This window comes from Ottowia beijingensis (genome assembly GCF_013423955.1).
GTDB classification, from domain to species: Bacteria; Pseudomonadota; Gammaproteobacteria; order Burkholderiales; family Burkholderiaceae_C; genus Ottowia; species Ottowia beijingensis.
Map to the genome: position 1 here is coordinate 2,218,198 of NZ_JACCKX010000001.1, position 20,521 is coordinate 2,238,718.

Here is a 20,521-nt window from a genome sequence, read left to right on the forward strand (position 1 = left end):
CTTCGGCACACCGCAAGGTAGTGGGCGCTGCCCGTGGCGGCCCCGGCGCTGGAGACGTTAAACCGTCACGGGCATTGTTCTTTCACTGGAGTTATCCGAAATGGCAAAGAGAAATTCGAGCGAAGCAAGCCGCACGTGAACGTGGGCACGATTGGCCACGTTGACCATGGCAAGACCACGCTGACGGCGGCCATTGCCACCGTGCTGGGCAAGAAATTCGGTGGTGAAGTCAAGAGCTACGACCAGATCGACAACGCCCCCGAAGAAAAAGCGCGCGGCATCACCATCAACACCTCGCACGTCGAGTACGAAACCGCCAACCGCCACTACGCCCACGTCGACTGCCCCGGCCACGCCGACTACGTCAAGAACATGATCACCGGTGCCGCCCAGATGGACGGCGCCATCCTGGTGTGCTCCGCCGCCGACGGCCCCATGCCCCAGACCCGCGAGCACATCCTGCTGAGCCGCCAGGTCGGCGTGCCCTACATCATCGTCTTCCTGAACAAGGCCGACATGGTCGACGACGCCGAACTGCTCGAACTCGTCGAAATGGAAGTGCGCGAGCTGCTCTCCAAGTACGAATTCCCCGGCGACGACACCCCCATCATCAAGGGCTCGGCCAAGCTGGCCCTCGAAGGCGACACCGGCGAGCTGGGCGAGCAGGCCATCATGAAGCTGGCCGAAGCCCTCGACACCTACATCCCCACGCCCGAGCGCGCCATCGACGGCGCCTTCCTCATGCCCGTCGAAGACGTGTTCTCCATCTCCGGCCGCGGCACCGTCGTCACCGGCCGCATCGAGCGCGGCATCATCAAGGTCGGCGAGGAAATCGAAATCGTCGGCATCAAGGCCACGCAGAAAACCACCTGCACCGGCGTCGAAATGTTCCGCAAGCTGCTCGACCAGGGCCAGGCCGGCGACAACGTCGGCATCCTGCTGCGCGGCACCAAGCGCGAAGAAGTCGAGCGCGGCCAGGTGCTGTGCAAGCCCGGCTCCATCAAGCCGCACACCCACTTCACCGGTGAGGTCTACGTGCTGAGCAAGGACGAAGGTGGCCGCCACACCCCGTTCTTCAACAACTACCGTCCGCAGTTCTACTTCCGCACCACCGACGTCACCGGCAGCATCGAACTGCCCGAAGGCAAGGAAATGGTCATGCCCGGCGACAACGTGAGCATCACCGTCAAGCTGATCGCTCCGATCGCCATGGAAGAAGGCCTGCGCTTTGCCATTCGTGAAGGCGGCCGCACCGTGGGCGCGGGCGTGGTGGCCAAGATCATCGAGTAAGGAGCAGATCATGGCCAAGCAAAATCCGCATCCGCCTGAAAGCGTTCGATTACAAGCTGATCGACCAGTCCGCTGCCGAGATCGTCGACACCGCCAAGCGCACCGGCGCCGTGGTCAAGGGCCCCGTGCCGCTGCCCACGCGCATGAAGCGCTTCGACATCCTGCGTTCGCCGCACGTCAACAAGGCCAGCCGCGACCAGCTCGAGATCCGCACGCACCAGCGCTTGATGGACATCGTCGACCCGACCGACAAGACCGTGGACGCGCTGATGAAGCTCGATCTGCCGGCCGGCGTGGACGTCGAGATCAAGCTGCAGTAAGGCTTTGCGGCCGGCACCGCGCCGCGCCGTTCTGCCGCTCACAGCGCGGGCTTGCCGACAAGGCAGGCCCGCGTTATAATTTAGGGCTTGGCCTTTTGTGGCCAGGACTTTTCAACCCTCTTTCGTACACCAAACGCGCAGGCCAATTGCAGCGGGCGCGGCGAGAGTTCAGGAGCAATAAATGAGTCAAAGCAATCGATTGGGGTTGCTGGGGCGCAAGGTGGGCATGATGCGTCTGTTCACCGATGACGGCGAAGCAGTGCCTGTCACGGTGGTCGATGTGTCGAACAACCGCGTCACCCAGGTCAAGACCCAGGACAACGATGGCTACGTGGCCCTGCAGGTCACGTTCGGTTCGCGCAAGGCTTCGCGCGTGACCAAGCCCGAAGCCGGCCACCTCGCCAAGGCGGGTGTCGAAGCCGGTGAAATCACCCAGGAATTCCGTGTCGACGACGATGTGGCGGGCAAGTACGCCGCTGGCGCCGCCGTGCCGGTGGCCGAGGTGTTCGCGGTCGGTCAGAAGGTGGATGTGCAGGGCACTTCCATCGGCAAGGGCTACGCCGGCACCATCAAGCGCCACAACTTCCGCTCGCAGCGCGCCTCGCACGGCAACAGCCGTTCGCACAACGTGCCGGGCTCGATCTCCATGGCGCAGGATCCGGGTCGCGTGTTCCCGGGCAAGAAGATGACCGGCCACATGGGCGACGAGACCGTCACCACCCAGAACCTGGACGTCATCCGCATCGACGAGGCCCGTCAGCTGCTGCTGATCAAGGGTGCCGTGCCCGGCTCGCGCGGCGGCTTCGTCACCGTGCGCCCGGCCGTCAAGGCCAAGGCCGCCAAAGAGGAGGCCAAGTAATGCAACTCGAACTCCTGAACGACCAGGGCCAGGCCGCGTCCAAGGTGGATGCGCCCGAGACCGTGTTCGGTCGTGACTACAACGAAGCGCTGGTGCACCAGCTGGTGGTGGCCTACCAGGCCAATGCCCGCCAGGGCACGCGCGCCCAGAAGGACCGCGCGCAGGTCAAGCACTCGACCCGCAAGCCGTTCCGCCAGAAGGGCACGGGCAACGCCCGCGCCGGCATGACCTCCTCGCCCCTGTGGCGTGGCGGCGGCCAGATCTTCCCCAGCAGCCCGAACGAGAACTTCAGCCAGAAGATCAACAAGAAGATGTACCGCGCCGGCATGGCGTCCATCTTCTCGCAGCTGGCGCGTGAAGGCCGCCTGGCCGTGATCGAGTCGATGAAGGTCGATTCGCCCAAGACCAAGCAGCTGGCCCAGAAGCTCAAGGACATGAAGCTCGACTCCGTGCTGGTGATCGCCGACGAGGTCGACGAGAACCTGTACCTGGCGTCGCGCAACCTCGGCAAGGTGCTGGTCATCGAGCCGCGCTACGCCGACCCGGTGTCGCTGGTGCACTACAAGAAGGTGCTGGTCACCAAGGGTGCCATCGACAAGCTCAAGGAGATGTTCGCATGAGCCGCATCAACCCGTCGCCCAAAGAGCGCCAATTCGACGAGGGCCGCCTGATGCAGGTGCTCGTCGCTCCGGTGATTTCGAGAAGGCCACCATGGTGGCCGAGAAGTCCAATGCCGTCACCTTCAAGGTGCTGCGCGATGCCACCAAGCCCGAGATCAAGGCCGCCGTCGAACTGCTGTTCAACGTGCAGGTCAAGGGCGTGTCCGTCGCCAACATCAAGGGCAAGACCAAGCGCTTCGGTCGCACCGTCGGTCGCCGTGACCACGTGCGCAAGGCCTACGTCCTGCTCAAGGAAGGTCAAGAGCTGAACCTGTCCGGGAGGCTGCGTAAACCATGGCTGTCATCAAGATCAAACCGACCTCGCCGGCCCGCCGTGGCATGGTCAAGGTCTCGCGCGACCACCTGCACAAGGGCGAGGGCTTCGCGCCCCTGCTCGAGCCGCAGTTCCAGAAGGCCGGTCGCAACAACAACGGTCGCATCACCACGCGCCACCGTGGCGGCGGTCATCGCCACCACTACCGCGTGATCGACTTCCGTCGCAACAAGGACGGCATTCCCGCCAAGGTCGAGCGCATCGAGTACGACCCGAACCGCTCGGCCCACATCGCCCTGGTGTGCTACGCCGACGGCGAGCGCCGCTACATCATCGCCCCGCGCGGTGTTGAAGTCGGCAGCCAGCTGATGAGCGGCTCCGAGGCGCCGATCCGCGCCGGCAACACGCTGCCGATCCGCAACATCCCGGTGGGTTCGACCATCCACTGCATCGAGCTCAAGCCCGGTGCCGGTGCGCAGATGGCCCGCTCGGCCGGTACGTCCGCCACGCTGCTGGCGCGCGAAGGCACCTACGCCCAGGTGCGCATGCGCTCGGGCGAGGTGCGCAAGGTGCACATCGAGTGCCGCGCCACCATCGGTGAAGTGGCCAACGAAGAGCACAGCCTGCGCCAGCTCGGCAAGGCCGGCGTCAAGCGCTGGATGGGCATCCGCCCGACGGTGCGCGGCATCGTGATGAACCCGGTCGATCACCCGATGGGTGGTGGCGAGGGCCGCTCAAGTCGGGCCGCCAGCCGGTCGACCCGTGGGGCAACCTGAGCAAGGGCTACCGCACCCGCGCCAACAAGCGCACGCAGAACATGATCGTTTCGCGTCGCAAGAAGTAAGGACCACAACACATGACTCGTTCTCTGAAAAAGGGTCCGTTCGTGGACCACCACCTGCTCGCCAAGGTCGACAAGGCCGTGGAAAGCAAGGACAAGAAGCCCATCAAGACCTGGTCGCGCCGCTCCATGGTTCTGCCCGAGTTCATCGGCCTGACCATTGCCGTGCACAACGGCAAGCAGCACGTGCCGGTCTATGTCACCGACCAGATGGTTGGCCACAAGCTTGGCGAATTTGCCCTGACGCGCACCTTCAAGGGTCACGCGGCAGACAAGAAAGCCAAGAAGTAAAGGAAACAGACCATGGAAACACGTGCAGTCCTCCGTGGCGTGCGCCTGTCGGTCGACAAGGGCCGTCTGGTGGCCGACCTGATCCGCGGCAAGAAAGTGGATCAGGCGCTGAACACGCTCACCTTCACGCAGAAGAAGGCCGCCGGCATCATCAAGAAGGTGCTGGAATCCGCCATCGCCAACGCCGAGCACAACGACGGTGCCGACATCGACGAGCTCCGCGTCAAGACCATCTACGTCGAGCAGGGCACCACGCTCAAGCGCTCGGCTGCCCGCGCCAAGGGCCGCGGCGCGCGCCTGTCGAAGCCCACGTGCCACGTGTACGTGACGGTCGGCAACTAAGGAAGGCCTGGAAAGACTATGGGACAGAAAATCCATCCGACCGGCTTCCGCCTCGCCGTGAGCCGCAACTGGGCCAGCCGCTGGTATGCCAGCAACCGCGACTTCGCCGGCATGCTGGCCGAAGACATCAAGGTGCGCGAGTACCTGAAGGCCAAGCTCAAGAACGCCGCCGTCTCGCGCGTGCTGATCGAGCGCCCCGCCAAGAACGCCCGCATCACCATCTACTCGGCCCGTCCGGGCGTGGTGATCGGCAAGAAGGGCGAGGACATCGAGAAGCTGAAGAAGGAACTGGCCGAGAAGCTGGGCGTGCCCGTCGCCGTCAACATCGAGGAAGTGCGCAAGCCCGAAGTCGATGCCCAGCTGATCGCCGACAGCATCACGCAGCAGCTCGAAAAGCGCATCATGTTCCGCCGCGCCATGAAGCGCGCCATGCAGAACGCCATGCGCCTGGGTGCCCAGGGCATCAAGATCATGTCCGCCGGCCGCCTGAACGGCATCGAGATCGCCCGCACCGAGTGGTACCGCGAAGGCCGCGTGCCGCTGCACACGCTGCGCGCCGACATCGACTACGGTTTCAGCGAAGCCCGCACCACCTATGGCATCATCGGTGTCAAGGTCTGGGTCTACAAGGGCGACACGCTGGGCCGCAACGATGCGCCCTCGCTGGACAGCACGCCGCGCCCCGAGGGCGAAGAGCGCCGCGGCCCGCGTGGCCCGCGCCGTGACGGCCGTGGTGGCCCCGGTGGCGACCGCCGTGGCGGCCCGCGCCGCGATGCCCGTGGTGGTGGCAACGCCGCCCTGCCGACGGCAGCGACAAACCCGCCGAAGGCCAGGGTGCCGACGGCCAACCCGCCGTTAAGCGCGTCCGCACCGTCGCCGCGCCCGCTGCAGCAGCGGACGGCGCCAAAGGAGAGTAAACCATGCTGCAACCTGCCCGCAGAAAGTACCGCAAGGAGCACAAGGGCCGCAACACCGGCATTGCCACCCGTGGCAATACCGTGGCCTTCGGCGACTTCGGCCTGAAGTCCACCGATCGCGGCCGCCTGACGGCGCGCCAGATCGAATCCGCGCGTCGCGCCATTTCGCGCCACGTCAAGCGCGGTGGCCGCATCTGGATCCGTGTGTTCCCCGACAAGCCCATCTCCACCAAGCCCGCGGAAGTGCGCATGGGTAACGGCAAGGGCAACCCGGAGTACTACGTGGCCGAGATCCAGCCCGGCAAGGTGCTGTACGAGATCGTCGGTGTGCCCGAGGAGCTGGCGCGCGAGGCATTTGCCCTGGCCGCTGCCAAGCTGCCGCTGCGCACCACCTTCGTCGCCCGCATGATCGGCCAGTAATCAGGAGAACACCAGATGAAAACCGCTGAACTGCGCAAGAAAGACGTCGCCGGCCTGCAAGCCGAGGTGAAGGACCTGCAGAAGGCCCACTTCAACCTGCGCATGCAGAAGGCCACCCAGCAGCTGTCCAACACCGGCCAGCTGAAGACCACGCGCCGCGCCATCGCCCGCGCCAAGACGCTGATTGCTGAAAAGCAAGCCGCCGCCAAGTAAGGAGTGACCATGACGGAAGAAAAGAAATCCCTCAAGCGCACCCTGATCGGCAAGGTCGTCAGCGACAAGCGCGCCAAGACCGTGACGGTGCTGATCGAGCGCCGCGTCAAGCACCCGATCTACGACAAGATCGTGATCCGCTCCAGCAAGTACCACGCCCACGACGAGAACGGCGAGTACAAGCTGGGCGACACGGTCGAGATCACCGAGAGCCGTCCGCTGTCGAAGACCAAGAACTGGGTGGCCACCCGCCTGGTGCAGAAGGCAGCCCAGGTCTGAAGACCACGCTGCGGCGGTGCCCAAGCCGGCGCCGCCAGCACGATGCCAACGAACAGCCCACAATGCGTGGGCTGTTTTGTTTTGCGGGGCTGCGTTCTGGCAGCCTTTTTGTCACCCAACCCAGGAGCGCATTCCATGATCAAAGTCGGAGATTCCCTGCCCGCCGTCACCCTATCCGAGTACTCGGAGGTCGAGGGCAACGGCTGCAGCCTCGGCCCCAACCCGGTGGACGTGGCCCAGGCCACCGCCGGCAAGACCATCGCCATCTTCGGCCTGCCGGGCGCCTTCACGCCGACCTGCTCGGCCAAGCACGTGCCCAGCTACCTGGACAACCATGACGCACTGAAGGCCGCCGGCGTGGATGAAATCTGGTGCCTGAGCGTGAACGACCCCTTCGTCATGGGCGCCTGGGCACGCGACCAGAAGACCGATGGCAAGGTGCGCATGATCGCCGACGGCGACGCCGCCTTCGCCAAGGCCACGGGCCTGACGCTGGACCTGACGGGCAAGGGCCTGGGCCTGCGCAGCAACCGCTACTCGATGCTGGTGAAGGACGGCAAGGTGGTGACGCTGAACGTCGAGGGACCGGGCAAGTTCGAGGTGAGCGACGGCGCCACCATGCTGGGGCAAGTCAAATAACCCCCTGATTCCAATTCCAGATCAAAGCTGCCATAGCTCGTCATTCCGGCGCAAGCCGGAATCAGACGGCGTGTGCGGAGAAACATGGATCCCGGCCTTCGCCGGGATGACGGTGATTGACGCATTGAATTGGAAATGGAATGAGTCCGCTGGCGGCTGCCTTCCCCGAGGGGACGACGCCAGCGGCCGGCTCAAGGTGAGGCCCCGGCGTTCTGGGGTGGCCTGCTCCGCGACTCTGTCGGCTTGCTGCGCAGCCGGTTCCGATGGGGGCCTCGGAAATTTTTTGATGTATCGAATCTGCATCTAGCGCCCAATTATCGGGCGCGAGCAGCTATCAATTCAATACTTCAATACCGCGTCAATCCGTTATCGCCTGATCAGGCGATTCAGCGCAGATCGACCTTCAGGTAATGCGCCCCCGGCAAGGGGTTGTGGTAGTAGGGCGGGATTTCCTCGAAACCCAGGTCCTCGTACAGCGCGCGGGCCGATTCCATGTCGTCCAGCGTGTCCAGCAGCACGCAGTCGTAGCCCAGGCGCACGGCGGCGTCAAGGATCGACTCGGCCAGCATGCGGCCCAGCCCGAAGCCGCGGAAGGCCTTGCGCACGAACAGGCGCTTCATCTCGGCGGCGTTGACGTAATCCACGTCCTCGGCCGGCCGCAGGGCGCAGCAGCCCGCCAGTTCGCCGTCCACCCAGGCCAGCAGCAAGCTGCCGCGCGGCTCGGCGTAGTCGCCGGGCAGGCCGGCCAGCTCTTCCTCGAAGCCCTGAAAATCCAGATCCACGCCCAGCTGCTCGGCGTATTCGAGAAACAGCGCACGCGCAGCATCCAGCTGCTCGGGGCTGGTGGCCAGGGCGATGTCGATCGGCGGTCGTGTGTCCACGGGCGTCAAAAGGCGGGCGCAGCGGGCCTGCGCCGCGGCCAGTCTACCCCAGCATGCCGCGCTGGCCGAGCTGCACCACCCACCAGACCACGCCCGCCGCGGCGCCAGCAGCACCAGCGCCAGCAGGCGCGTGGCGGCCGTGTCGCGGGCCGGGGTCACCGGCTCGGCCATCCGCTTGTCGCCCAGCAGCATGGGCGTGATGAGGTTCTTGCGCCGGATCAGGTACACCACGATGGCCAGCACGTGCAGCGCCACCAGGCCGATCACCAGCCACTGGCCCCAGGTCTTGTGCCAGCTGGTCAGCGTCCACACCGTGTCGCCCGAGACCAGCGGCGTCAGCGGCCCGGCAAAGGCGATCTCGTCGTCGGTGAACAGGCCCGTGCCCACCTGCACCGACAGCACCGTCAGCAGCGCCAGCACCGACAGCGCCCCCAGCGGGTTGTGCCCCGCGGTATCGGCCGCCGTGGCGCGGCCGCCCAAATAGCGCGACAGCCGCCCCGGCGTGGGAAGAAGCTGGCAAAGCGCGACCAGTGCCCGCCCACGAAGCCCCACAGCAGGCGGAAGATCAGCAGCGCGAACACCGCGTAGCCCAGGCGAAAGTGCCAGTTCATGGCGTCGCCGCCCACCTTGGCGGTGATGACGAGGGCGATCACGCAGGCCGCCAGCGCCCAGTGAAACAGGCGCGTGGGCAGGTCCCAGATGCGGGTTGGGTTCATGTCGACAATTACAGTTGGTTAACGCAAGGGCGCTATGCTGCCGCCCGTAGCCTGCCGAGTTTAGTGATGTTTGATCACGCGTTGCAGGCTGCGCCGCGGGCCGCTCATGCAGCCCGTTGCTCATTCAACCCAAGGAGTTTTCACGATGAAGAAAATGATTCGCGCCGCCGCCCTGCTGGCCGCCGCCGCTGCCGTGTCGCTGCCCGCCGCCGCCCAGTTCGCCAAGGCCGAAGACGCCATCAATTACCGCCAGAGCGCCTTCGCCGTGCTCGGCCACCACTTCGGCCGCCTGGGCGCCATGGCCAACGGCAAGATGCCCTACGACGCCGCCGTGGCCGCCGCCGATGGCGACGTCATCGCCGCCGTTTCGGCCCTGCCGTTCACCGGTTTCGTGCCCGGCACCGAAAAAGGCCACGGCACCAAGGTGCGCCCCCAGGCCTGGAAGGAGCTGCCCAAGGTCAAGGAGATGGAGCAGAAGATGATCACCGAAGTCGGCAAGGTGTCGGTGGCTGCCAAGAGCGGCAACCTGGACCAGCTGAAAGCCGCCTTCGGCCCCGCCTCGCAGACCTGCAAGGCCTGCCACGACAACTACCGCGCCCGCTGAGCAGCCGGCACGGGCAGCTCCTGAAACAGGAGCTGCCAGCGCTTGCCACACAAGCGCTGAAGGCCGAAAAGGCATGAAAAAGCCGCACCCTGGTGCGGCTTTCTTGCGTGCGCCGTGGCTCATTCCATTCTCACTTCGAAACTTCAACCATCGTCATCCCGGCGAAAGCCGCGATCCCTGTCTGCTTTCACTCGCCGTCTGGATTCCGGCTTTCGCCGGAATGACGAACTTGTTGTGGTGTTGATCTGGAAATGACATCAGGCCGCGGCCAGCAGCTTCTCGATCAGCTTGTGCAGCTCGTCGAAGTTGGGCGCGCCCACGTACTTCTTCACGATCTGGCCCTGCTTGTCGACGATGTAGGTGGTCGGCGTCAGCTTCACGTCGCCCCAGGCCTCGGCCACCTTGCCGGTGTTGTCGATGGCGACCTTGAACGGCAGCTTGCGCGTCTGCGCAAAGTTCACCACGTAACTCGGCGGGTCGTACTGCATCGCCACGGCAATGGTGTCGTAGCCCTTGTCCTTGTATTTGTCGTAAGTGGCGACGATCTGCGGCATCTCGGCCACGCAGGTGGTGCAGCTGGTGGCCCAGAAGTTGACCAGCGTGACCTTGCCCTTCATGTCGGCGGTGGTCTGGCTGCTGCCGTCGAGCAGGACGAAGGTGGAGGCGGGTGCTTCGCTCTTGCCGCAGGCGGCCAGCGCCAGCGTGGCAATCGCCAGCGCGGCCAGGGCGAGGCGACGCGTGAGGGTGGTGGGCATGGGCATGATTGTAGAAAACGGCCAAAGACCGGGCGGCCGGCACGGGCGCGCCAGGCCTTCAACGACAGAGCCGCCAAAGCCCGCCAAAGTTCAACCCCGCGCCCGGCCGGGCAGAATGGGCCGATGCCCGTGCGTGACCGATCAGGCGCCGGCGCCGCGCGGTGCCCGGCATGAACAAGCTGGTCTGGGTTTTTCTGCCTCTGCTGGCTGCCGCGCTGCTGGCCGGCGCGCTGGCGCTGCGCGGCCGGCTGCCCACGCGCGCCAGGCTCAACGCCATCAGCAGCCTGCTGCTGCTGGTCTACCTGCTGGCCACGGCGGGGCTGGGCATCTTCTGGGTGGCCAACCAGCACCTGCCGGTGTTCGACTGGCATTACCTGTTCGGCTACGCCACCGTGCTGCTGGTGGTGCTGCACCTGGCGTTCAACCTGCGCGCGCTGCTCGCCGCGCTGCGCCCGCGCCGCCAGGCGGCCAGTGCGCCCGCCGCCGCCGCGCCGCGCCGCCGCAGGCTGAGCGGGGCGCTGGCCCTGGGCGGGCTGGCCGCGTCGACGGGCGGTGCCTACTGGCTGGGGCTGCGCCATGGGCGCACCGAGCTGCACATTGGTGGCGACCCGGCCGGCCTCGGCGACGCGAATCAGGCGGCCTCGGCACTCGCCGTGGTCGAGGCCTTTCATGCCCATTCGGCCCATTCGCGCGCCGGCGTGCTGCGCCGCGCCGCCAGTGCCGATTGGGGCGGCGCGCCACCGCCGTTCAAGACCCATGCCCAGGCGCCGGCGCAGCCGCTGCCCGCGCCCTGGCGCACGGCGCCGGCCGATCCACCGGGGCTGAACGCCCAGGCCCTGGCCACCCTGCTGTGGGCGGCCGCCGGCATCACCGCCGAGCGCGGCGGCCTGCGCCTGCGCGCCGCGCCCTCGTCCGGCGCGCTGTTCGCCACCGAGCTGTACCTGGCCGTGCGCCAGTTGCCCGGCGTGCCGTCCGGCCTGTGGCATGTCGACGTGCCCGGCCGCGGCCTGCGGCGCCTGGCCGAGGCGCTGCCGCCGGCGCTGGCCGCCACCCTGCCGCCTGGCGTGCCCGTCGCGCTGCTGGCCACCGCGGTGTTCCGCCGCAGCGGCCACAAGTACGGCGAGCGCACCTACCGCTACCTGCTGGGCGACCTGGGCCATGCGCTGGAGAACGTCCGCGTGGCGGGGCAGGCGCTGCATGTGGGCGTGCACTTCGCCCGCGCCTTCGACGAATCGGTGTGGGCCGATGCGCTGCAGCTGGACGAGCGCGAGGAAGGCGTGCTGGCGCAGCTCTGGTTGACCGATGCCGCCGCCACGCCCCGGCCCGTGGCGCCGCCGGCCGACTGGGCGATCCCCTGCGCCAGGGCAGCGCGCCGCTGGGCATGACCGACGCCGTGCACCGCGCCACCTCGTTGCGCGCGGCGGCCAGCGGAGCGGGCAGCGTGCGCGCCTCGCCCACCGACCGGCCGCCACCGGCCGGTGCGGATTGGCCGCCGCCCGCCGCCGGCTCGCCCGCCATGGGGCGCGCGGCGGCGGTGGCGCTGCCGGCCGCCAGCGGCCCGGTGCCGGCGCTGGCCGATCCGCTGCCGCTCATTGCCGCGCGCCGCTCGGTGCGCCGCTACCGGCCGCAGGCGCTGCCGCTGCCGGTGCTGGGGCAGCTGTTGCGCGCCATGACCACGCCCGCGCCGCAATGGTCTGCCGCCGTGCGCGCCAGTGTGGTGGCGCACGCGGTCGATGGCCTGCCGGCCGGCGCGTGGGCCTGGGTGCCGGTGGCGGATGCGCTGCACGCGCGGCCCGCTGCCGGCGCGCCCGGGCGGCGCCGCAGCCGCGCCGCCGGGCTCGACCAGGACGCCATCGGCGACGCCGCTGCGGTGGTCGTCCTCACGCTCGACCGCGGCGCCTTCGCCGCCGACCCGGCCGGCGCCGCGCGCGGCTGGCGCCATGCCTTCCTCGAATCCGGCCTGTGGGGCGAGCGCCTGTACCTGGCTGGCCAGGCGCTGGGCGTGGGGTGTGCGCCGTAGGCGCGTTCTACGACGACGCGGCCGCCGCCCTCATCGGCGCCGACCCGGCGCGCGAGTGGGTGGTGCAGTTCGCCGCCCTGGGCTGGCCGGCGTGAGCGGCGGGCCGGTCACGCCAGCGCCAGCAGAAGGCGGTGGAAGGCCTCGGGCTCGCTCAGCATCGGGTCGTGCCCCGTCGCCATGTCGACCACGCGCACGCCGCCGCCACCTTGCCACGCACCGCCCCAGAAGGTCGGATCGGCCAGGCGGGCGCGCGAGGTGTCGATGGTGGGCAGCGCCGGTTGCGTGCAGTTGATGAAGGTGCGCGGCACGGCGGCGACGCGGGTCGGGTCGAAGGGCAGTGGCTGCGTGTAGGTGTGGCCGGGGTGCGGCGTCTGGCGGCGGCGCACCCAGTCGGCGGCGGGGCCGGTGAGGCCGAAGGCGGCCGGGTCGGGCGCGGGAAAGGCGTATTGCGCGTTCGCTTCGGCCCCGGCGATGCGCGCCGCCCGCGTGTCGGGCGCGTGGCCGCTGCTCCAGCTTTCGCCGGGGGCGGGCAGCACGGCATCGACATAGACCAGGTGCCGCAGCTTGCCGGGCCGGCGGTCGGCCACGGCGGTGCCGAGCATGCCGCCGTAGCTGTGCACGACGAGGATGCAGTCGTCGAGTTCCTCGGTGTCCAGCGCGCCCAGCACGTCGGCGATGTGGGTTTCCAGGTCGATGGCGGGCGAGAGCAGGTGGGCGCGCTCGCCCACGCCTGTCAGCGTGACGGCGTGCGCGCGGTGGCCGGCGCGGATCAGCGTGTGCAGCGTGTCGCGCCAGTACCAGGCGCCGCCCCAGGCGCCGTGAACGAGCAGGTAGTGGGCCATGGCGGATCTTCCTTTCGTGCGGGTGGGCGGCAAACGCCTGTATCAGCTGCCGTTTCCAGGTTCAAAACCAGCGATAACGATTTGGCGGGGATTTAAGGTATTGAAAAGAGCTGCTTGCGCCCGATTCAAGGGCGCTGGAGCCTTGTTTCATGAATCAATAAATTTCACAAGTCCCCCCTCTTCACTTTCTTGTTGCGGCCCCGCCCTGATGCGGTTTGGCGTTCAAAACAATGACAAATGACCAATGACCGCGGCTGGCGCCGCATGACCGATGAAAAATGCGCCATTTGTCATCGAAGCGCAGCGAAGTCATTCGTCATTCCGGCGTGTGCGGAGAAACATGGAACCCGGCCTTCGCCCCGGATGACGGTGATCGACGCATTGAATTGGAAATGGAGTCAAACCGCCCCCGCATCGCGCAGCGCGGCGATGCGCGCGGCGTCGAAGCCCAGCAGCTCGCCCAGCACCTCGTCGGTGTGCTGGCCCAGCAGGGGCGGCGGCAGGTCGGTGCGCACGGGGGTTTTTCCAGCTTCAGCGGGCTGGCCACCAGCTTCAGGTCGTGCTTCAGCGGGTGCTGCCAGTGCGTGACCATGCCGCGTGCCTGCACGTGCGGGTCGGCAAACACCTCGGCCAGGTTGTTGATGGCGCCGCAGGGCACCTTGGCGGCCTCCAGCGCGGCCAACCAGTCGGGCTTGGTGCGGGTCTTCATGATCTCGGCCAGCAGCGGCACCAGCGTGGCGCGGTTGCGCACGCGGTCCTGGTTCTTCACGTAGCGCGGGTCTGCGGCCAGGTCGGGCCGGCCGGCCACCTGGCAGAACGGCGTACTGGCCGTCGTTGCCCACGGCCAGGATGATGTGGTCGGCGCTGCCGTCGGGCTTGGGCGCCACTTCGAACACCTGATACGGCACGATGTTCTGGTGCGCGTTGCCGGCGCGGCCGGGCACCTTGCCGCTGACCAGGTAGTTGGCGCCCAGGTTGGCCAGCATGGCGGCTTGCGTGTCGAGCAGGGCCATGTCGACGAACTGGCCCTCGCCCGTGCGCTCGGCATGGCGCAGCGCGGCCAGAATGCCCACCGTGGCGTACATGCCGGTGAACAGGTCAGCCACGGCCACGCCCACCTTCTGCGGGCCGCCGCCCAGGTCGTCGCGCTCGCCGGTGATGCTCATCAACCCGCCCATGCCCTGGATGGCGTAGTCGTAGCCGGCGCGCGGCGCATACGGCCCGGTCTGGCCAAAGCCGGTGAGGCTGCAGTAGACGAGGCGCGGGTTGATGGCCTTCAGGCTGTCGTAATCCAGCCCGTAGCGCGCCATGTCGCCCACCTTGAAGTTCTCGATGAACACCTGGCAGTGCTCGGCCAGCGCGCGGATCAGCGCCTGGCCCTCGGGCCTGGCGATGTCGCAGGTCACGCTGCGCTTGTTGCGGTTGGCGCCCAGGTAGTAGGCGGCCTCGTGCGTCTCGCTGCCGTCGTCGGCCGTCAGAAAGGGTGGGCCCCAGGTGCGCGTGTCGTCGCCGGTGCCGGGGCGCTCGATCTTGATCACGTCGGCCCCCAGGTCGGCCAGGGTCTGGGTACACCAGGGGCCGGCCAGCACGCGAGACAGGTCAAGGATGCGGATGCCGTCAAGTGCGTTCATGGCTGCATTCTCGCAAAGGCGCGGGCGATGATTGGGTGTGGGAGCGGGCGGGCCCGCGATGAGACGTCTCGCCGCCACCAACGCTAGATCGCGGGCAAGTCCGCTCCCACACAGCGGATGAGGTCCGAGCGGCATCTGAGACTTCTTGATCATCAAGCAAGGGAGATAGCCACCATCGCTTGCGAAATCTGAAGCCGCGCACGGTTTTCACTATCGCGTTCTGCGCCTTTTGCGAAGTCTTGGCGCTCTCTGCGTTCAGAAAACTCAGCGCCTTTTCAAGTCGACAGCTTTCCCATCAATAATGCGCCGCATGTTTCCGTATCGGCCGGCCCTGTGCGCCGCGGTGGCGCTGGCCGCTGCGGCCTGCACGCCCTCACTCAACTGGCGCGAAGTGCGGCTGGCGCCCACCACCGCCGTGGCCCTGCTGCCCTGCAAGCCCGACCGCGCCGAGCGCAGCGTGCCGCTGGGTGGCGAGCCGACCACGCTGGCCGTTAGCGGCTGCGAAGCCGGCGGCGCCACCTTTGCGCTGATGGCCGCCAAGGTGCCCGCCGGCCGCGCGCCCGACGAGCTGCTGGCCGGCTGGCAGCAGGCCACGCTGGCAACATGCGCGTCAGCGGCACGCCGGCCAGGCAGCCTTTCCATCCGCCCAAGGGCCTGCCGCTGGCCCACGCCCAGCGCGTGGTGGCCCAGGGGCAGCAGGCCGACGGCCGCAGCGTGACGGCGCAGGCCGTGTGGACGGCGCGCACGGCGGGCGACGGCGGCACCGAGCTGCTGCACGCCGTGATGTACGCCGAGCGCCCGCAGCCGGCCGTGGCCGACGCGTTCTTCGAAGGCATCAAGTGGCCATGACATCCCAGAGCGACACCCTGCCGCGCCGCGCCGCCATCGCGGTGTTCCTGGCCTTCGCGCTGGCCTACTTCATCTCGGCGCTGCTGCGCGCGGTCACGGCCACGCTGTCGCCGGTGCTCACCGACGAGTTCAGCCTGCACGCGCGCGACCTCGGGCTGCTGGCGGGCGGCTACTTTCTGGGCTTTGCCGCCATGCAGCTGCCGCTGGGCAGCTGGCTCGACAGGCACGGGCCGAAGCAGGTGATCCTGGGGCTGCTGACGGTGGCGGTGGCGGGCTGCGCGGTGTTCGCGCTGGCGGGCGGCTTCAGCGGCCTGATGGCGGCGCGCGTGCTGATGGGCGTGGGCGTGGCCGCCTGCCTGATGGCGCCGCTGACCGGCTACCGCCGCTGGTTCGACAGCGGCACGCAGCTGCGCGCCAACTCGTGGATGCTGATGACCGGCTCGCTGGGCATGCTGGCCTCCACCCTGCCGGTGCAGTGGCTGCTGCCAGTGGTGGGCTGGCGCGCGCTGTTCTGGGGGCTGGCGGCGCTGGTGGGGGTGGCCATGGCGGTGATCGCCTGGATCGTGCCGCGCTGGTCTTCGCTTGCTCCTCAAAAATAGCTGCTGGCGCAGATGGGGCGGGCGCTGAGGGCCAAAAAGGCTCCTATTCAGACATCGCCCGCAATGCGTATTTCCGCCGCGCCTCGCCGCTGGGCGCGGTGTCGTTCGGCGGCATGGTGGCCATCCAGTCGCTGTGGGCCGGGCCGTGGATGACGCGGGTGGGCGGCGCCACGCCGCTGCAGGCGGCCACCGGGCTGTTCTGGCTCAACCTGGGCATGCTGCTCACCTTCTGGGGCTGGGGCCTGCTGCTGCCGCGCATGATGGCGCGCGGCATCTCGGTCGATAGCCTGGTGGCGCGCATCCAGCCGTTCAGCTTCGTGGTGCTGGCGGCGCTGGTGGCGGCCGGGCCGGCGCTGGGCGGCTGGAGCTTCATCCTGCTGGCGCTGTACTGCATGCTCACCACGCCCTCGGCGCAGGTGCAGCCGGTGGTGGCCATGGCCTTTCCGCAGCAGCTGGCGGGGCGCGCGCTGTCGGCCTACAACCTGGTGATCTTCCTCGGCATCTTCTTCGTGCAGTGGGGCATCGGCCTGGGGGCGGATGCGTTCGAGTCGCTCGGCTGGTCGGCCGGCGACGCGCTGCGCGGCGCCATGGGCGTGTTCGGCGGCATCAGCGCGGCGTGCTGGGCGCGCTTCGTGTGGGCCGGACGCCGATAATGGCGGCGTGAACAACGCCGTCCTGCTGATCGCCCACGCCCCGCTGGCCAGCGCCCTGCGCGAGGCAGCGCTGCACGTGTTTCAAGACGCCGCGGCCGACATCGCCGCGCTCGACGTGCAGGCCAGCGCCGCGCCCGAGGACACGCTGGCGCAGGCGCACGCCGCCCAGGCGCAGCTGGGCGGGCGCCCTGCTGGTGCTGGCCGACTGCTTTGGCGCCACGCCCTGCAACGTGGCGCAGCGCCTGGTGGCGGGCGCGCCCGACCTGCGGCTGATTGCCGGCGCCAGCCTGCCCATGCTGCTGCGCGCCGTCACCTACCGCGGCCAGCCGCTGGACGACATGGCCCAGCGCGCGCTGGCCGGCGGCGTGCAGGGCGCCATGCCGCTGGGCGGCGGCGCGCCACAGAACCAGCCCCGAAGAGCACCGAATGATCAAGAACGACACGACCATCAGCAATAAGCTGGGCCTGCACGCCCGCGCCTCGGCCAAGCTCACCAAGCTGGCCGGCAGCTACCCGTGCGAGGTGTGGATGAGCCGCGGCGAGCGCCGCGTGAACGCCAAGAGCATCATGGGCGTGATGATGCTGGCCGCCGGCATCGGCAGCCAGGTCACCCTCGAGACCGACGGCGAGCAGGAGCAGGAGGCGATGGAAGCCCTGCTGGCGCTGATCAACGACAAGTTTGGCGAAGGGGAATGACGAAATGACCTCGCCGCTGCGCGGCCTTGATGACGGAATGACGACGGGCGTCGCCTGGTCATGGCACGCCAGCGCCGTCATCGAAGCGCAGCAAGGTCATTCCGTCATCGGATTGAGCGCATGACCTTCTCCATCCACGGCCTTCCCGTCGCCCGCGGCATCGCCATCGGGCGCGCGGTGCTGGTGGCGCCGAGCCGGGTGGAGGTGACGCACTACTTCATCCAGCCGGACGAGATCAAGGCCGAGATCGAACGCCTGCGCGTGGCGCGCGATGCCGTGGTCGACGAGCTGCAGCGCATGCAGGCCGAGATGCCCAAGGACATGCCGCCCGAGCTGGGCGCCATGCTCGACGTGCATCTGATGCTGCTGCAGGACGAGACCCTGGCCTACGAAATCCGCCGCTGGATCAAGGAGCGGCTGTACAACGCCGAGTGGGCGCTGATCAGCCAGCTCGAGGTGGTGGTGCGCCAGTTCGACGAGATGGACGACCCTACCTGCGCGAGCGCAAGGCCGACCTGGAGCAGGTGGTCGACCGCGTGCTGCGGCACCTGAAGGGCGCCGCCACGCCCATCGCCGCGCCGCCGCCGCGCCCGCCGCGCCAGCAGGACCTGGGGCTGGACGACACGCTGGACGTGCCGCTGGTGCTGGTGGCGCACGACCTGTCGCCGGCCGACATGCTGCAGTTCAAGAAGAGCGTGTTCGCCGGCTTCGTGACCGACGTCGGCGGCAAGACCAGCCACACCGCCATCGTGGCGCGCAGCATGGACATCCCCGCCGTGGTGGGCGCGCGCTCGGCCAGCCAGCTGGTGCGGCAGGACGACTGGGTCATCATCGACGGCGATGCCGGCGTGATGATCGTCGACCCCTCGCCCATCATCCTGGCCGAATACGGCTTCAAGCAGCGCCAGGGCGAGCTGGAGCGCGGCCGCCTGGCACGGCTGAAGAACACGCCCGCCGTCACGCTGGACGGTCAGCGGATCGAGCTGCTGGCCAACATCGAGCAGCCATCGGACACGGCGGCGGCGCTCGGCGTCGGCGCCGTCGGCGTCGGCTTGTTCCGCACCGAATTCCTGTTCATGGGGCGCGAAGGCGACCTGCCGGACGAGGACGAGCAGTACGCCGCCTACCGCGCGGCGGTGGAAGGCATGCACGGCCTGCCGGTGACCATTCGCACCGTCGATGTCGGCGCCGACAAACCGCTGGACGACCGCCGCCCCGACACCCACCTGAACCCCGCGCTGGGCCTGCGCGCCATCCGCTGGAGCCTGGCCGAGCCGGCCATGTTCCTCACCCAGCTGCGCGCCATCCTGCGCGCGGCGGCGCACGGGCAGGTGCACCTGCTCATCCCCATGCTGGCGCACGCCGGCGAGATTCGCCAGACGCTGGAGCTGATCGACAAGGCGCGCGCGCAGCTCGACGAGCGCGGCCGCGTGTACGGCAGCGTCAGCCTGGGCGCGATGATCGAGATTCCGGCGGCGGCGCTGTCGATGCGGCTGTTTCTGCGCCACTTCGACTTCTTGTCGATCGGCACCAACGACCTGATCCAGTACACGCTGGCCATCGACCGCGCCGACGAATCGGTGGCGCATTTGTACGACCAGCTGCACCCGGCCGTGCTGCGCCTGGTGGCCGACACCATTGCCGCTGGCGCGCGCGCGGGCAAGGCCGTCAGCGTGTGCGGCGAAATGGCGGGCGACACCAGCGTCACGCGGCTGCTGCTGGGGCTGGGGCTGCGCAGCTTTCGATGCACCCGTCGCAGGTACTGGCCGTCAAGCAGGAAATCCTGCGCGCCGACGCGGGCAAGCTGCAAGCCTGGGCGCAGGCCGTGCTGGACAGCGACGAGCCGGCCGAGCTGCTGGTGGGATAGCGGCGCCTTCGCCCGCCTGAAACTTCAAGCCAGTATGCCGCTGGCGCCTGTCCATCAAGCGCGAGCAGCTATAAAAATTGGAGTATCACCTGGCGCGCGTGCCGACCACCGCCGCGCCCAGAATCAGCGCCGTGGCCAGCGCGATGTTCCAGCTTAAGGGCCGGCCCGTGGTGACCATCAGGATCAGCGTTGACAGGAGTGGCGTGAGGTAGCTCAGCACGCCGATCTGCCGGGCGTCGCCGCGCTTGAGGGCCGCGTCCCACAAGAAGAAGGCGCCGCCCAGCGGGCCAGCCCCAGCAGGGCGATCAGCGCCAGGTCGCGCGCCGACAGCGCCACGCTGGGCTCCAGCAGCGCGTGGCACACCAGCGCCAGCACGCCCGACACCACGCCGAACAGGCCGATGGCGGCCGTGGGAAAGGCGCGGCCCGTCATCGACAGGCGCTTGGTCAGCAGCGAATAGGTGGACCACACCACCGCCGCCGCCGCCGCGCAGCCATAGCCCGCGGCGGCCCACGGCCCGGCGCTGGCGCCCGCGCCGCCGCGCCCCACGATGGCGATCGCCGCCCCGGCAAAACCCAGCACCGCCGCCACCATGTGCAGGTGCGTCAGCCGCACGCCCGGCAGCAGCAGCGGCGCCAGGAACACGATGCCCAGCGGCCACAGGTAGTTGACCAGGTTCGCCTCCACCGGCGGCGCCAACTGCAGCGCGGTGAACAGCAGGAAGTGGTAGCCAAACAGGCCGTACACGCCCAGCGCCAGCGTGGGCCAAGGTACGGCCAGCCGCCGTACGTCAAACCGCACCATGGGCAGCGCCAGCACGCTGCCCAGCAGCAGCGCCAGCCCGGTCAGCAAAAACGGCGGCACGTGCGCCAGCGAAGTGCCCAGCGCGGCCAGCGAAGCCCACAGGCCCACCGCGCCCAGGGCGAGGCCATTGGCCGCCGCAGCGGACGAGGAGGAAGGGCGGGCGGAGGAGGTCAAGGGCGGCGCGGCGCGAGGGCGGTGTAGGTCAGCGATGGGGGCGATGGGCGGACATTGCTTGCGTAAGATAACCGGCTTTCCGCCAC

At 68.4% G+C, this 20,521-nt stretch carries 21 protein-coding genes and 8 pseudogenes; 23 read left to right on the forward strand and 6 right to left on the reverse strand.

Features of this window, described 5'->3' with window-relative positions:
• Positions 1-93 precede the first annotated feature (93 nt).
• The 13 genes and pseudogenes from tuf (at position 94) to H0I39_RS11190 (ending at position 7,344) form a co-directional block, all read left to right on the forward strand.
• A complete protein-coding gene (gene tuf / locus H0I39_RS11130; protein ID WP_180551789.1) occupies positions 94-1,290 on the forward strand; it encodes an elongation factor Tu in 1,197 nt (398 codons plus the stop codon).
• A gap of 23 nt (positions 1,291-1,313) precedes the next feature.
• Positions 1,314-1,610, forward strand: a complete 297-nt coding sequence (gene rpsJ / locus H0I39_RS11135; RefSeq protein ID WP_180551790.1) for a 30S ribosomal protein S10 — start codon at positions 1,314-1,316, stop codon at positions 1,608-1,610.
• A gap of 181 nt (positions 1,611-1,791) precedes the next feature.
• Complete coding sequence (gene rplC, locus H0I39_RS11140) at positions 1,792-2,469, forward strand: 50S ribosomal protein L3 (protein ID WP_180550521.1); 678 nt, start codon at positions 1,792-1,794, stop codon at positions 2,467-2,469.
• Positions 2,469-3,089: a 50S ribosomal protein L4 gene (gene rplD, locus H0I39_RS11145; RefSeq protein ID WP_180550522.1), complete on the forward strand. Its 621-nt coding sequence runs from the start codon at positions 2,469-2,471 to the stop codon at positions 3,087-3,089. Before rplC ends, rplD begins: the two co-directional genes overlap by 1 nt.
• Positions 3,086-3,408, forward strand: a pseudogene (rplW, locus tag H0I39_RS11150) (50S ribosomal protein L23); the annotation flags it as partial. The gene rplD and the pseudogene rplW, both read left to right, overlap by 4 nt.
• Before the next feature lie 14 nt (positions 3,409-3,422).
• A pseudogene (gene rplB, locus H0I39_RS11155) lies at positions 3,423-4,246 on the forward strand (50S ribosomal protein L2).
• A 12-nt stretch (positions 4,247-4,258) separates the two neighbouring features.
• Positions 4,259-4,534, forward strand: a complete 276-nt coding sequence (gene rpsS / locus H0I39_RS11160) for a 30S ribosomal protein S19 (protein ID WP_180550523.1) — start codon at positions 4,259-4,261, stop codon at positions 4,532-4,534.
• 12 nt (positions 4,535-4,546) lie between these two features.
• On the forward strand, positions 4,547-4,876 hold the full coding sequence (rplV, locus tag H0I39_RS11165; protein ID WP_106701745.1) for a 50S ribosomal protein L22: 330 nt from the start codon (positions 4,547-4,549) through the stop codon (positions 4,874-4,876).
• Between the two features lie 18 nt (positions 4,877-4,894).
• Positions 4,895-5,793 (forward strand): annotated as a pseudogene (gene rpsC / locus H0I39_RS11170) (30S ribosomal protein S3).
• Positions 5,794-5,796: 3 nt separating this feature from the next.
• Positions 5,797-6,213, forward strand: coding sequence for a 50S ribosomal protein L16 (gene rplP / locus H0I39_RS11175; protein WP_180550524.1), 417 nt, complete (start codon positions 5,797-5,799; stop codon positions 6,211-6,213).
• A gap of 15 nt (positions 6,214-6,228) precedes the next feature.
• Positions 6,229-6,426: a 50S ribosomal protein L29 gene (rpmC, locus tag H0I39_RS11180; RefSeq protein ID WP_180550525.1), complete on the forward strand. Its 198-nt coding sequence runs from the start codon at positions 6,229-6,231 to the stop codon at positions 6,424-6,426.
• A gap of 9 nt (positions 6,427-6,435) precedes the next feature.
• Entirely contained in the window at positions 6,436-6,705 is a 270-nt protein-coding gene (rpsQ, locus tag H0I39_RS11185) for a 30S ribosomal protein S17 (protein ID WP_180550526.1), read from the forward strand.
• 135 nt (positions 6,706-6,840) lie between these two features.
• Entirely contained in the window at positions 6,841-7,344 is a 504-nt protein-coding gene (locus H0I39_RS11190; protein WP_180550527.1) for a peroxiredoxin, read from the forward strand.
• 386 nt (positions 7,345-7,730) lie between these two features.
• On the opposite strand, the gene H0I39_RS11195 is transcribed toward H0I39_RS11190, so the two are convergent.
• Together H0I39_RS11195 and H0I39_RS11200 are read right to left on the reverse strand one after the other, a co-directional pair.
• The gene (locus tag H0I39_RS11195) at positions 7,731-8,207 is read right to left on the reverse strand and encodes a GNAT family N-acetyltransferase (RefSeq protein ID WP_308645921.1); all 477 of its coding nucleotides are present in this window, start codon (positions 8,205-8,207) and stop codon (positions 7,731-7,733) included.
• A gap of 61 nt (positions 8,208-8,268) precedes the next feature.
• Positions 8,269-8,941 (reverse strand): annotated as a pseudogene (locus H0I39_RS11200) (cytochrome b/b6 domain-containing protein).
• A gap of 145 nt (positions 8,942-9,086) precedes the next feature.
• Here H0I39_RS11200 and H0I39_RS11205 point away from each other — a divergent pair.
• A complete protein-coding gene (locus H0I39_RS11205) occupies positions 9,087-9,545 on the forward strand; it encodes a c-type cytochrome (RefSeq protein ID WP_180550529.1) in 459 nt (152 codons plus the stop codon).
• 257 nt (positions 9,546-9,802) lie between these two features.
• Here the strand turns inward: H0I39_RS11205 and H0I39_RS11210 are convergent, their stop codons facing one another.
• Entirely contained in the window at positions 9,803-10,300 is a 498-nt protein-coding gene (locus H0I39_RS11210; protein WP_180550530.1) for a TlpA disulfide reductase family protein, read from the reverse strand.
• A gap of 170 nt (positions 10,301-10,470) precedes the next feature.
• Between H0I39_RS11210 and H0I39_RS11215 the strand changes: the two genes are divergently transcribed.
• Together H0I39_RS11215 and H0I39_RS11220 are read left to right on the forward strand one after the other, a co-directional pair.
• Positions 10,471-11,685, forward strand: a complete 1,215-nt coding sequence (locus H0I39_RS11215; RefSeq protein WP_180550531.1) for a nitroreductase family protein — start codon at positions 10,471-10,473, stop codon at positions 11,683-11,685.
• Positions 11,682-12,320, forward strand: a complete 639-nt coding sequence (locus H0I39_RS11220; RefSeq protein ID WP_180550532.1) for a nitroreductase family protein — start codon at positions 11,682-11,684, stop codon at positions 12,318-12,320. The genes H0I39_RS11215 and H0I39_RS11220 overlap by 4 nt, the downstream gene beginning before the upstream one ends.
• Positions 12,321-12,427: 107 nt before the next feature.
• Here H0I39_RS11220 and H0I39_RS11225 read toward each other — a convergent pair whose 3' ends face one another.
• Positions 12,428-13,162, reverse strand: a complete 735-nt coding sequence (locus H0I39_RS11225) for an alpha/beta fold hydrolase (protein WP_180550533.1) — start codon at positions 13,160-13,162, stop codon at positions 12,428-12,430.
• A 398-nt stretch (positions 13,163-13,560) separates the two neighbouring features.
• Positions 13,561-14,793, reverse strand: a pseudogene (locus H0I39_RS11230) (CaiB/BaiF CoA transferase family protein).
• Between the two features lie 310 nt (positions 14,794-15,103).
• Here H0I39_RS11230 and H0I39_RS11235 point away from each other — a divergent pair.
• The 7 genes and pseudogenes from H0I39_RS11235 (at position 15,104) to ptsP (ending at position 19,457) form a co-directional block, all read left to right on the forward strand.
• Positions 15,104-15,511, forward strand: coding sequence for a hypothetical protein (locus H0I39_RS11235; protein ID WP_180550534.1), 408 nt, complete (start codon positions 15,104-15,106; stop codon positions 15,509-15,511).
• On the forward strand, positions 15,472-15,642 hold the full coding sequence (locus tag H0I39_RS11240) for a hypothetical protein (RefSeq protein WP_180550535.1): 171 nt from the start codon (positions 15,472-15,474) through the stop codon (positions 15,640-15,642). The genes H0I39_RS11235 and H0I39_RS11240 overlap by 40 nt, the downstream gene beginning before the upstream one ends.
• On the forward strand, positions 15,639-16,241 hold the full coding sequence (locus H0I39_RS24125) for an MFS transporter (RefSeq protein WP_373368290.1): 603 nt from the start codon (positions 15,639-15,641) through the stop codon (positions 16,239-16,241). Before H0I39_RS11240 ends, H0I39_RS24125 begins: the two co-directional genes overlap by 4 nt.
• 98 nt (positions 16,242-16,339) lie before the next feature.
• Positions 16,340-16,894 (forward strand): hypothetical protein, encoded by a 555-nt coding sequence (locus tag H0I39_RS24130; RefSeq protein WP_373368291.1) that lies wholly within the window; start codon positions 16,340-16,342, stop codon positions 16,892-16,894.
• 7 nt (positions 16,895-16,901) lie between these two features.
• A pseudogene (locus H0I39_RS11250) lies at positions 16,902-17,352 on the forward strand (PTS sugar transporter subunit IIA).
• On the forward strand, positions 17,321-17,590 hold the full coding sequence (locus H0I39_RS11255; protein ID WP_180550536.1) for an HPr family phosphocarrier protein: 270 nt from the start codon (positions 17,321-17,323) through the stop codon (positions 17,588-17,590). Before H0I39_RS11250 ends, H0I39_RS11255 begins: the two are co-directional and overlap by 32 nt.
• 120 nt (positions 17,591-17,710) lie before the next feature.
• Positions 17,711-19,457: pseudogene (ptsP, locus tag H0I39_RS11260) on the forward strand (phosphoenolpyruvate--protein phosphotransferase).
• 85 nt (positions 19,458-19,542) lie between these two features.
• Here ptsP and H0I39_RS11265 read toward each other — a convergent pair.
• Positions 19,543-20,435: pseudogene (locus tag H0I39_RS11265) on the reverse strand (DMT family transporter).
• Positions 20,436-20,521: the final 86 nt, after the last annotated feature.

What these genes read in the sequence shown, in the direction of transcription:
- rplP (WP_180550524.1), top strand. Translation starts at nt 5,797, where the DNA reads ATGCTGCAACCTGCCCGCAGAAAGTACCGCAAGGAGCACAAGGGCCGC.
- rpsS (WP_180550523.1), top strand. Translation starts at nt 4,259, where the DNA reads ATGACTCGTTCTCTGAAAAAGGGTCCGTTCGTGGACCACCACCTGCTC.
- rpmC (WP_180550525.1), top strand. Translation starts at nt 6,229, where the DNA reads ATGAAAACCGCTGAACTGCGCAAGAAAGACGTCGCCGGCCTGCAAGCC.
- rplV (WP_106701745.1), top strand. Translation starts at nt 4,547, where the DNA reads ATGGAAACACGTGCAGTCCTCCGTGGCGTGCGCCTGTCGGTCGACAAG.
- H0I39_RS11255 (WP_180550536.1), top strand. Translation starts at nt 17,321, where the DNA reads ATGATCAAGAACGACACGACCATCAGCAATAAGCTGGGCCTGCACGCC.
- H0I39_RS24125 (WP_373368290.1), top strand. Translation starts at nt 15,639, where the DNA reads ATGACATCCCAGAGCGACACCCTGCCGCGCCGCGCCGCCATCGCGGTG.
- H0I39_RS11210 (WP_180550530.1), bottom strand. Translation starts at nt 10,300, where the DNA reads ATGCCCACCACCCTCACGCGTCGCCTCGCCCTGGCCGCGCTGGCGATT.
- H0I39_RS11205 (WP_180550529.1), top strand. Translation starts at nt 9,087, where the DNA reads ATGAAGAAAATGATTCGCGCCGCCGCCCTGCTGGCCGCCGCCGCTGCC.
- H0I39_RS11225 (WP_180550533.1), bottom strand. Translation starts at nt 13,162, where the DNA reads ATGGCCCACTACCTGCTCGTTCACGGCGCCTGGGGCGGCGCCTGGTAC.
- rplC (WP_180550521.1), top strand. Translation starts at nt 1,792, where the DNA reads ATGAGTCAAAGCAATCGATTGGGGTTGCTGGGGCGCAAGGTGGGCATG.
- H0I39_RS11190 (WP_180550527.1), top strand. Translation starts at nt 6,841, where the DNA reads ATGATCAAAGTCGGAGATTCCCTGCCCGCCGTCACCCTATCCGAGTAC.
- H0I39_RS11215 (WP_180550531.1), top strand. Translation starts at nt 10,471, where the DNA reads ATGAACAAGCTGGTCTGGGTTTTTCTGCCTCTGCTGGCTGCCGCGCTG.
- rplD (WP_180550522.1), top strand. Translation starts at nt 2,469, where the DNA reads ATGCAACTCGAACTCCTGAACGACCAGGGCCAGGCCGCGTCCAAGGTG.
- H0I39_RS11220 (WP_180550532.1), top strand. Translation starts at nt 11,682, where the DNA reads ATGACCGACGCCGTGCACCGCGCCACCTCGTTGCGCGCGGCGGCCAGC.
- H0I39_RS11235 (WP_180550534.1), top strand. Translation starts at nt 15,104, where the DNA reads ATGTTTCCGTATCGGCCGGCCCTGTGCGCCGCGGTGGCGCTGGCCGCT.
- rpsQ (WP_180550526.1), top strand. Translation starts at nt 6,436, where the DNA reads ATGACGGAAGAAAAGAAATCCCTCAAGCGCACCCTGATCGGCAAGGTC.